This is a genomic window from Streptomyces sp. NPDC058375 (assembly GCF_042723425.1).
Classification (GTDB): Bacteria; Actinomycetota; Actinomycetes; order Streptomycetales; family Streptomycetaceae; genus Streptomyces; species Streptomyces durocortorensis.
Genome location: NZ_JBHXJG010000275.1, coordinates 1 through 9445 on the forward strand (window position 1 = coordinate 1; position 9445 = coordinate 9445).

A 9445-nucleotide genomic window follows, 5' to 3' on the forward strand; every position below is an offset into this window, starting at 1 on the left:
GGCCGCGTCGGACGGCCCGTGCACCGCTTCGTGTCGTGTCGGTCAGACGGCGAGCGCCTGGGCGCGGCGCTTCACCTCCGTACCGCGATTCTCGCTCAGCGCCTGCGCGGGGGTGCCGGGCAGGGTCGGGTCGGGGGTGAAGAGCCACTCCAGCATCTCTTCGTCGGAATAGCCGTCGTCCCTCAGGAGGGTCAGGGTGCCGGAGAGGCCCTTGACCACCTTGTCGCCGTCGATGAAGGCGGCGGGCACCTGGAGCGTCCGGTTCTCACCACGGCGTACGGCGATGAGCTGGCCTTCCTTGACCAGCTGCCGCACGCGCGTCACCTGGACATCGAGCATGTCCGCGATGTCGGGGAGGTGGAGCCAGGCGGGGACGAGAGCATCGGTCTTTGCGTCAATCTCGGTCACAAGGACAAGCGTGCCACCCCGGACTGACAGTCGGTAGCCGGGCCGACCGTACGGGGGTGTCCGAGGCGGCCCCGGGGCGGTCAGAGGGCCGCGGACTTCAGCGGTACGGCGGGGTCGGCCACCTTCTCCGGGTCGAGGACGGCCCCCGACTCGATGAGCCTGCGGCCCTGGGCGAGGTCGCGCGGGCGGCCCACGGCGAGCACGGCGACGAGGGCGCCGTCGTGCAGCCAGCACACCGACCAGGCCGCGTCCGCCCCGTCGCCGCGCCACAGCAGGGTGTCGGCGTGGGCGTGGTGGCCGGCGTACTGCACGAAGCGGCCGAACTGCTCGGACCAGAAGTACGGGACGGGGTCGTAGACGGGGAGCGGTTCACCGGTTCCGGCGGCCATGATCGCGGCGGCCGCGGTGCGCGGGCCCTGGAGGGCGTTGTCCCAGTGGTGGACCAGCAGGCGGGTTCCGTAGCGGGCGGAGGGGAAGGAGGCGCAGTCGCCGACCGCGTACACATCGGGCAGCGAGGCGCGCAGGGTGCTGTCGGCGGTGACCGAGCCGTCCGGGCCGAGCGCGATCCCGGAGCCGGCCAGCCAGCCGGTGGCGGGGCGGGCGCCGATTCCGACGACCACGGCCCCGGCGGGCAGGGTGCGGCCGTCCGCGAGGATCACGGTCCCCTCCTGGACGCGGTCGACCCGGGCCCCGGTGAGGAGTTCGGCGCCGCTGTCGGCGTACCAGGCGGCCATCGGGGCGGCCACCTCGGCGGGCAGGGTGCCCGCGAGCGGGCGGGCGGCGGCCTCGACGACGGTGACCGCGCAGCCCGCGGCGCGGGCGGCGGTGGCGAACTCCGCGCCGATCCAGCCCGCCCCGACGACGACCACGTCGTGCTGCCGGTCCAGGACGGGCCGCAGCCGGGCGGCGTCGTCGAGGGTGCGCAGCAGATGGACGCCGGGCACGCCCTCGGTGCCGGGCAGGGTCACGGGCTCCGCGCCGGTCGCCAGGACCAGCGCGTCGTAGCGGACGGGGCCGTCGGCGGTGTCCAGGACGTGGTCGGCGGCGCGCAGGGCGGTGACGTCCAGGCCGAGGCGCAGGGTGATGTCGAGCGCCTCGAAGTCGACGTCGAAGGCGGAGTCCTCGGCCTTGCCCAGCAGCACGGCCTTGGACAGCGGCGGGCGGTCGTAGGGCTGGTGGGGCTCGGCGCCGATCAGGGTGACGGGCCCGGCGAAGCCGGCTTCCCGCAGGGCGACGGCGGTCTGGACGCCCGCCATGCCGGCTCCGACGATCACGACGTGCCGGGCCGGGCTCTTCTCCGTCTGCTGCTCGCTCACCCGTCCACCTTAATCACCTGACGAAACGTCAGGAAGACGGCCGCGGGAAGGGCCCCGGAAGCGCCCCGGAAAAACTGTCGTCAGGAGGGCAGTTGCTCCACCACGCTGGTCCCGCTGCCCTCCTGCGACTCCCACTGCCACCGCTCCTCCAACCGCACCCGGCCGTCCGCGAGGTCGACGACCGTCGAGACGCAGTGCCCGGACGAGGTCGTTCCGTCCTGCTTGAGCTGGACGTAACGGAAGTCCAGCACATCCCCTTTCCGGGTGCCGACGAGGTGGCCCCGGACCACGTCGCCGCCCGCGTACTCGGCCCAGATCCGGCCGCCCTCCTCGTGGTACGTGAAGCGGGTGCGGGTGCCGACCTGGCCCGGGGCCTGGTCGGCGACGGGCGCGAGGACGAGTCCGTCGAGCGAACGGGCCATGGTGGCTGCTCCCCTACTGGGCAGTGGGCGGCGGGGTTTAGGGTGGCCAAGGTAGAACACTCGCGGGAGCCCGGACGCACCGGGCTGAGAGGGAGGCTGGACGGCCTCCGACCGTACGAACCTGCTCCGGGTCATGCCGGCGAAGGGAGGGGCTGGACACTCATGCGCGTCTCGGGGAAAACCTCAGGAGCACGGGGAGAAACCTCAGGATCCGACGTCCTCGTCATCGGGGGCGGCATCATCGGCCTGGTCACCGCGTGGCGGGCGGCCCAGCGGGGGCTGAGCGTCACCGTGGCCGATCCCGCACCGGGCGGCGGGGCCGCCCAGGTCGCGGCGGGCATGCTGGCCGCCGTCACCGAACTGCACTACGGCGAGCAGATGCTGCTCGGCCTCAACCTCGCCTCCGCCGCCCGCTATCCGGCGTTCGTCGAGGAGCTGGAGGAGGCGAGCGGCCGGGAGACCGGCTTCCGGAGCTGCGGCACGCTCGCCGTCGCGCTGGACTCCGACGACCGGGCGCATCTGCGCGAACTGCACGCCCTCCAGGAGCGTTCAGGCCTGGAGTCGGTCTGGCTGAGCGGCCGTGAATGCCGCCGTCTGGAGCCGATGCTGGCTCCGGGCGTCCGGGGCGGCCTCCGGGTCGACGGCGACCACCAGGTGGATCCGCGCCGCCTCGCCGCCGCGCTGCTGGCCGCGTGCGAGCGGGCCGGGGTCGCGTTCCGCCGGACGGCCGCCGAGCGGCTCACCGTCGCCGGGGGCCGGGCCGCCGGGGCACTGCTCGGCGACGGCACGCAGTTCGCGGCCGATCAGGTCGTGCTCGCCGCGGGCAGCCTCAGCGGCCGGCTCGCGGGGCTCCCGCCGGAGCTCGTGCCGCCGGTCCGCCCGGTCAAGGGCCAGGTCCTCCGGCTCACCGTGCCACCGGCGTACGCCCCCTTCCTCAGCCGCACCGTGCGCGCCGTGGTCCGGGGCGGCCACCTCTACCTCGTGCCGCGCGAGAACGGCGAGCTGGTCGTCGGCGCCACCAGTGAGGAGATGGGCTGGGACACCACGGTCACGGCCGGCGGGGTGTACGAGCTGCTGCGCGACGCCCACGAGCTGGTGCCGGGCATCACCGAGCTGCCGCTCACCGAGACCCGGGCGGGGCTGCGTCCCGCGTCGCCCGACAACGCCCCGCTGCTCGGCCCGACCTCCCTGCCCGGTCTGCTGCTCGCCACCGGCCACCACCGCAACGGCGTCCTGCTGACGCCCGTCACCGGGGACGCGATGGCCGACGCCCTGACCACCGGCGAGCTGCCCGAGGCGGCCCGCCCCTTCGGCCCCGGCCGGTTCGGAACTACCACCGCCGCCCCCGTACTCCAGGAGCAGCCCGTATGACCCAGCAGCAGCCCGCCGGTCCGGCGGCCACCGCCGTGCCCGAAGTCACCGGCGTACCGGAAGCCGACGCCGTACCGGAGGCCGATGCGCTACCGGAAGCCCCCGCCGCACCCGAAGCCACCGTTTCCGTCTCGGTGAACGGGGAAGCCCGTGCCGTTCCCGCCGGAACGGACCTGGGCGCCCTCGTCGCCACGCTGACCCGGGCCGGTGCCGGAGTCGCCGCCGCCGTCAACGAGAGCGTCGTCCCGCGCGGCCGGTGGGCTGCCACGACGCTCGGCGAGGGCGACCGCGTCGAGGTCCTGACCGCCGTACAGGGAGGCTGACCATGTCCGACGACGTCTTCACACTGGGGCCCGCCACCTTCGGATCCCGGCTGATCATGGGCACCGGCGGGGCCCCGAGCCTGGAGGTGCTGGAGCGTTCGCTGATCGCGTCGGGCACCGAGCTGACCACGGTCGCGATGCGCCGGCTGGACCCGACCGTGCAGGGTTCGGTGCTCTCGGTGCTGGAGCGGCTCTCCATCCAGGTCCTGCCGAACACCGCCGGCTGTTACACGGCGGGCGAGGCCGTGCTCACCGCCCGGCTGGCCCGGGAGGCGCTCGGCACGAACTGGGTGAAGCTGGAGGTGATCGCCGACGAGCGGACCCTGCTGCCCGACCCGATCGAGCTGCTGGACGCGGCGGAGACGCTGGTCGACGAGGGGTTCACCGTGCTGCCCTACACCAACGACGACCCGGTCCTCGCCCGGAAGCTGGAGGAGGTGGGGTGCGCGGCGATCATGCCGCTCGGCTCCCCCATCGGCTCCGGGCTCGGCATCCGCAACCCGCACAACTTCGAGTTGATCGTGGAACAGGCCGGGGTGCCGGTGATCCTCGACGCGGGGGCCGGGACCGCCTCGGACGCGGCGCAGGCGATGGAGCTGGGGTGCGCCGCTGTGATGCTCGCCTCGGCGGTGACCCGGGCGCAGGAGCCGGAGCTGATGGCGGGTGCGATGCGTCACGCGGTGGAGGGCGGGCGGCTCGCGTACCGGGCGGGGCGGATTCCGCGCCGGCACTTCGCCGAGGCGTCCTCGCCGGTGGACGGGCGGGCGGCGTTCGATCCGGAGCGGCCGGCGTTCTGAGCTGCCGGTACGTGGTCGGGGGCGCTGCCCCCGAACCCCCGCTCCTCAATCGCCCAAGGGGCTGAAAACCTCCCTGTCACAGGTCGGTAAGGGAACTGCCCCGGGAGTGCCCCGGCCCGTCCGGGGTGTCGGTGGCGGCTCGTAGACTCTCGGGGTGGACACGACCCTCCAGGACCCTCTCGTCGGGCAGCTGCTCGACGGCCGGTATCGCATTGAGGCGCGCATCGCCGTCGGCGGGATGGCCACGGTCTACCGGGCCGTGGACACCCGCCTGGACCGGGTGCTCGCCCTCAAGGTGATGCACCCGGCGCTCGCCGTCGACGTCGCCTTCGTCGAGCGGTTCATCCGCGAGGCCAAGTCGGTGGCCCGGCTCGCCCACCCCAATGTCGTCGCGGTCTTCGACCAGGGCGCCGAGGGCGCGTACGTCTATCTCGCGATGGAGTACGTGGCGGGCTGCACCCTGCGCGACGTGCTGCGCGAGCGCGGTGCCCTCCAGCCCCGGGCCGCGCTGGACATCCTGGAGCCGGTCCTCGCCGCGCTCGGCGCCGCGCACCGGGCCGGGTTCGTGCACCGCGACATGAAGCCGGAGAACGTCCTGATAGGGGACGACGGCCGGGTGAAGGTCGCCGACTTCGGGCTGGTCAGGGCGGTCGGCACCGCCACCGACACCACCGGTTCGCTGCTGGGCACGGTGTCGTATCTGGCCCCCGAGCAGATCGAGCACGGCACCGCCGACACCCGCAGTGATGTGTACGCCTGCGGGGTCGTGCTGTACGAGATGCTGACCGGCGCCAAGCCGTACACCGGCGAGAACGCCGCCCAGGTCATCTACCAGCACCTCAACTCCGACGTCCCGGCCCCGTCCGCCGTCGTGCCGGGGCTCCCGGTCGCGCTGGACTCCCTGGTGGCGAGCGCGACCGCCCGCAATCCCGAGGTGCGCCCGCACGACGCGGTGCTGCTGCTGGCCGAGACCCGTGAGGCGCGCGCCGGGCTGACCGACGCCGAGCTGGACGCCGTACCGCCGCAGGCGCTGTCGGACTCCCACGACGGCGCGGACGACCGTACGAGCGTGATCCCGCGGGCCCTCCCGGCGGACGGCGACGGGGCCGGGGTGCACCGCACCAGCCGGCTGGAGATGCCGCCCGCGGGGCCCGCCGCCCCGGCCCGGCGCCGGGCCGGCCGGCGCGGCCCGTTCGGCGGTCCGCACCGCAAGCTGGTCATCGTGCTCACCGCCGTCCTGCTGACCCTGGGGATCGGCACGGGCGTCTGGTACATCAACTCCGGACAGTTCACCCAGGTCCCCTCGCTGCTCGGCCAGACCCAGCAGACCGCCGAGAAGCGGCTCTCCGACGAGGGCCTCGGGCTCAAGGGCGTGGAGCGGGTCTTCAGTGACACGGTCGAGCGGGGCGAGGTCGTCAGCAGCGACCCCGCCTCCGGCGACCGGATCCGGGGCAACGGCTCGGTGAAGCTCGTCGTCTCGCGGGGCCCGGAGATCGTGCGGGTGCCCGATGTGGTGGGCAGCTCCCTCGCGGACGCCCGGCGCTCCCTGAAGAAGGTCGGCCTAATCCCCGGAATGGTGACCAGGGAGTTCAGCGAGGACGTGGCCCGGGGCGAGGTGGTCCGCACGGATCCCCGCGCCGGCACCGACCGCAATCCCGACACCGCCGTGGCGCTCGTCGTCAGCAAGGGCGCCCCGATCGACGTCCCGGACGTCACCGGGCTCTCCGCCGAGGAAGCCACCGCCGAGCTGGAGGCCGAGGGTCTGAAGGCCGAGGTGCTGCCCGACCGCATCCACTCCTCCGAGGACAAGGGCGCCGTCGCCGAGCAGTCCCCCGGCGAGGGGACCGAGGCCGCCGAGGGCGACACGATCCAGCTGACCGTCTCCAAGGGCCCCCGGATGCTGGACGTCCCGGACGTCACCGGCCGGGACGTCGACGAGGCGCGGAGCACCCTGGAGGAGGCGGGCTTCGACGTGAAGGTCGACCGGCCGTTCCTCTCCTTCAGCGACACGATCGCGAGCCAGTCCGTGGGCGGCGGCGAACAGGCCCCCGAGGGCTCCACGATCACCATCAAGACCAAGGGGTTCTAGAACCTGATGCACTCTCCGCGGAACCCGGTGGGCGGGCATGTCCCGGTGGCCGGCGGCCTCGCCAAGGTCGGTCTGGAGTACGCGCGTGAGCTGGCGGCGGAGACCGTGCAGGTCTTCGTGGCCAACCCGCGCGGCTGGGCGATGCCCGTCGGGAACCCGGCGCAGGACGAGCTGTTCCGCGCCGAGTGCGCGGCGGCCTCGATCCCGGCGTACGTGCACGCCCCGTATCTGATCAACTTCGGCTCGCACACCGAGGCGACGGTGGAGAAGTCCGTGGAGTCCCTGCGCCACTCGCTGCGGCGGGCCCGGGAGATCGGCGCGCTGGGCGTGGTGGTGCACACCGGTTCGGCGACCGGCGGGCGGCCGCGCGCCGAGGCGCTGGCCCAGGTGCGGGAGCACATGCGGCCGCTGTTGGACGAGCTGACCCATGACGACGACCCGGACCTGCTGCTGGAGTCGACGGCCGGGCAGGGCTTCTCGCTCTGCTCGCGGACCTGGGACTTCGGGCCGTACTTCGAGGCGCTGGACTCCCACCCGAAGCTGGGCATCTGCCTGGACACCTGCCACATCTACGCCGCCGGGCACGACCTGACCGGCCCGACGGGGATGCGGCAGACGCTGGACCTGCTGGTGGAGACGGTCGGCGAGGGGCGGCTGAAGCTGGTCCACGCCAACGACTCCAAGGACGTCGTCGGCGCCCACAAGGACCGGCACGCGAACATCGGCGCCGGTCACATCGGGGCGGAGCCGTTCGCCGAGCTGTTCGCGCATCCGGCGACCGAGGGCGTGCCCCTGATCATCGAGACGCCCGGCGGCAAGGAGGGGCACGCGGCGGACGTGGCCCGGCTGAAGGAGCTACGAGAGCCCGTCGAAGCCAGAGGCTCCACAGCCGCCGCGGGAGAGCCGCCGGAGCCAGTAGCTCCACAGCCGCGGGAGAGCCGCCGGAGCTGAAGCGGATCTACAGCTCCGGGCCGTCCCCCGGCTCCTCCTGGTACGAATAGCGCTGCTCGGACCAGGGGTCGCCGATGTTGTGGTAGCCCCGCTCCTCCCAGAATCCCCGCCGGTCCGCCGTCATGTACTCGATGCCCCGGACCCATTTCGGGCCCTTCCAGGCGTACAGGTGCGGGACGACGAGGCGCAGCGGGAAACCGTGCTCGGCGGTGAGGAGTTCGCTGTCCTTGTGGGTGGCGAAGAGGGTGCGCTCGGAGGCGAAGTCGGCCAGGCGCAGGTTCGAGGAGAAGCCGTACTCGGCCCAGACCATCACATGGGTGGTGTCGGGGGCGGGCGGCGCCAGTTCGAGGATCGCCCTCGCGGGAACCCCGCCCCATTCGGCGCCGATCATGCTGAACTTCGTCACGCAGTGCAGATCGGCGACGACCGAGGAGAACGGCAGGGCCGAGAAGTCCTGGTGGTTCCAGCAGTGCTTGTCGCCGTCGGCGGTGGCCCCGAAGACCCGGAACTCCCAGCGCTCGGGCTTGAACTTGGGAACGGGCCCGTAGTGGGTGACCGGCCATCCACGCTGCAGTCGCTGTCCTGGTGGAAGCTCCGACTGCTCTGCTCCGCGATGCTCCCGGTTCTCCGGCTGACCCATGCCTCCATGGTGACAGACAGGCAGGGGTGGTCATGACCAGGCAGGACCCCCACCGGGGCAACTCGTACTAAGCGTGCACTTACTGGACGGCCGCTGAGCGCGGTGCGAGGATCTGGCCAACTTGCCAGATCGATCACCGGTTGGAAGGAGCCTTTGCCATGCAGGGCGACCCCGAGGTCCTTGAGTTTCTCAATGAGCAGCTGACCGCCGAATTGACTGCCATCAACCAGTACTTCCTGCACGCGAAGATGCAGGACAACTTCGGGTGGACCAAGCTCGCCAAGTACACCCGGGCCGAGTCGTTCGACGAGATGAAGCACGCCGAGATCCTCACCGACCGGATCCTGTTCCTCGACGGGCTGCCGAACTACCAGCGGCTGTTCCACGTCCGGGTGGGTCAGACGGTCACCGAGATGTTCCAGGCGGACCGCCAGGTCGAGGTGGAGGCGATCGACCGCCTCAAGCGCGGTATCGAGGTGATGCGCGGCAAGGGGGACATCACGTCCGCGAACATCTTCGAGTCGATCCTCGAGGACGAGGAGCACCACATCGACTACCTCGACACCCAGCTGGAGCTGGTCGAGAAGCTCGGTGAGCCGCTCTACATCGCCCAGCTGATCGAGCAGCCGGAGAGCTGACCGCTAGAGCCTAGGCGGCTTCCGGGAGGCGTGCGTCCCCGAGCGCGCTCACGGCGGCGGGTTCCTGCCGCTGGTCGAGCAGCTCGCGGCGGGGGCAGTCGCCCCGGCCCAGGAGGGCCTGGATGCGGCGCACACATCCGCCGCAGTCCGTCCCGGCCTTGCAGGCCGACGCGATCTGCCGGGGTGTGCAGGCTCCGGCGTCCGCATGCTTCTTGACCTGGGCTTCCGTGATGCCGAAGCAGGAACAGACGTACATGCGGTTCACCTCCCTGCGGTTCGGTCGCGGGCGCCACCCCGGTCTTCGTCGGTGAGGCTAACCTAACCTTACCCGCGTGGCTCCATCCGCACATGGAGCCAAGATGACACACCCTGACACACAATCGTCCGACGCCGACCCGCGTCCGGTTCCGGACCGTTCACCATATGGCCCCGGTAGACCGGGATCCTGACGCCGCCGGACAACTCGGTGTCCGCCGAACGGGGTTTGGCG

General features: G+C 72.4%; 11 protein-coding genes, 1 pseudogene and 1 riboswitch. Of the genes and pseudogenes, 6 read left to right on the plus strand and 6 right to left on the minus strand.

Annotation, left to right across the window (positions count from 1 at the left end; translation table 11 throughout):
- Positions 1–42: 42 nt before the first annotated feature.
- The 3 genes from ACFWM7_RS30255 to ACFWM7_RS30265 form a co-directional block, all read right to left on the minus strand.
- A complete protein-coding gene (locus ACFWM7_RS30255; RefSeq protein WP_383266577.1) occupies positions 43–408 on the minus strand; it encodes an Rv2175c family DNA-binding protein in 366 nt (121 codons plus the stop codon).
- An 80-nt stretch (positions 409–488) separates the two neighbouring features.
- Positions 489–1724 (minus strand): NAD(P)/FAD-dependent oxidoreductase, encoded by a 1236-nt coding sequence (locus ACFWM7_RS30260; RefSeq protein WP_383266580.1) that lies wholly within the window; start codon positions 1722–1724, stop codon positions 489–491.
- Positions 1725–1804: 80 nt separating this feature from the next.
- The gene (locus ACFWM7_RS30265; RefSeq protein WP_383266583.1) at positions 1805–2146 is read right to left on the minus strand and encodes a hypothetical protein; all 342 of its coding nucleotides are present in this window, start codon (positions 2144–2146) and stop codon (positions 1805–1807) included.
- Positions 2147–2198: 52 nt separating this feature from the next.
- Positions 2199–2311: riboswitch (TPP riboswitch) on the plus strand.
- Between ACFWM7_RS30265 and thiO the strand changes: the two genes are divergently transcribed.
- The 5 genes from thiO (at position 2309) to ACFWM7_RS30290 (ending at position 7677) form a co-directional block, all read left to right on the plus strand.
- Complete coding sequence (gene thiO, locus ACFWM7_RS30270) at positions 2309–3517, plus strand: glycine oxidase ThiO (RefSeq protein WP_383266586.1); 1209 nt, start codon at positions 2309–2311, stop codon at positions 3515–3517. It overlaps the preceding riboswitch by 3 nt.
- Positions 3518–3651: 134 nt before the next feature.
- Complete coding sequence (gene thiS, locus ACFWM7_RS30275) at positions 3652–3840, plus strand: sulfur carrier protein ThiS (RefSeq protein WP_383266601.1); 189 nt, start codon at positions 3652–3654, stop codon at positions 3838–3840.
- A 2-nt stretch (positions 3841–3842) separates the two neighbouring features.
- Positions 3843–4637, plus strand: coding sequence for a thiazole synthase (locus ACFWM7_RS30280; RefSeq protein ID WP_383266589.1), 795 nt, complete (start codon positions 3843–3845; stop codon positions 4635–4637).
- 154 nt (positions 4638–4791) lie between these two features.
- Entirely contained in the window at positions 4792–6726 is a 1935-nt protein-coding gene (gene pknB, locus ACFWM7_RS30285; protein ID WP_383266591.1) for a Stk1 family PASTA domain-containing Ser/Thr kinase, read from the plus strand.
- A gap of 6 nt (positions 6727–6732) precedes the next feature.
- Positions 6733–7677: a deoxyribonuclease IV gene (locus ACFWM7_RS30290; RefSeq protein ID WP_383266594.1), complete on the plus strand. Its 945-nt coding sequence runs from the start codon at positions 6733–6735 to the stop codon at positions 7675–7677.
- Between the two features lie 7 nt (positions 7678–7684).
- Here ACFWM7_RS30290 and ACFWM7_RS30295 read toward each other — a convergent pair whose 3' ends face one another.
- Positions 7685–8317, minus strand: a complete 633-nt coding sequence (locus ACFWM7_RS30295) for a sulfite oxidase-like oxidoreductase (RefSeq protein ID WP_383266595.1) — start codon at positions 8315–8317, stop codon at positions 7685–7687.
- Positions 8318–8475: 158 nt separating this feature from the next.
- Here ACFWM7_RS30295 and bfr point away from each other — a divergent pair, with 158 nt between their 5' ends.
- Positions 8476–8955 carry a bacterioferritin gene (gene bfr, locus ACFWM7_RS30300; RefSeq protein ID WP_007451289.1) on the plus strand — a complete coding sequence of 160 codons (480 nt, stop codon included), beginning with the start codon at positions 8476–8478 and terminating at the stop codon, positions 8953–8955.
- 10 nt (positions 8956–8965) lie between these two features.
- Here the strand turns inward: bfr and ACFWM7_RS30305 are convergent, their stop codons facing one another.
- Positions 8966–9211: a bacterioferritin-associated ferredoxin gene (locus ACFWM7_RS30305; RefSeq protein WP_383266598.1), complete on the minus strand. Its 246-nt coding sequence runs from the start codon at positions 9209–9211 to the stop codon at positions 8966–8968.
- Positions 9212–9339: 128 nt separating this feature from the next.
- Positions 9340–9445 (minus strand): annotated as a pseudogene (locus ACFWM7_RS30310) (3-deoxy-7-phosphoheptulonate synthase); the annotation flags it as partial.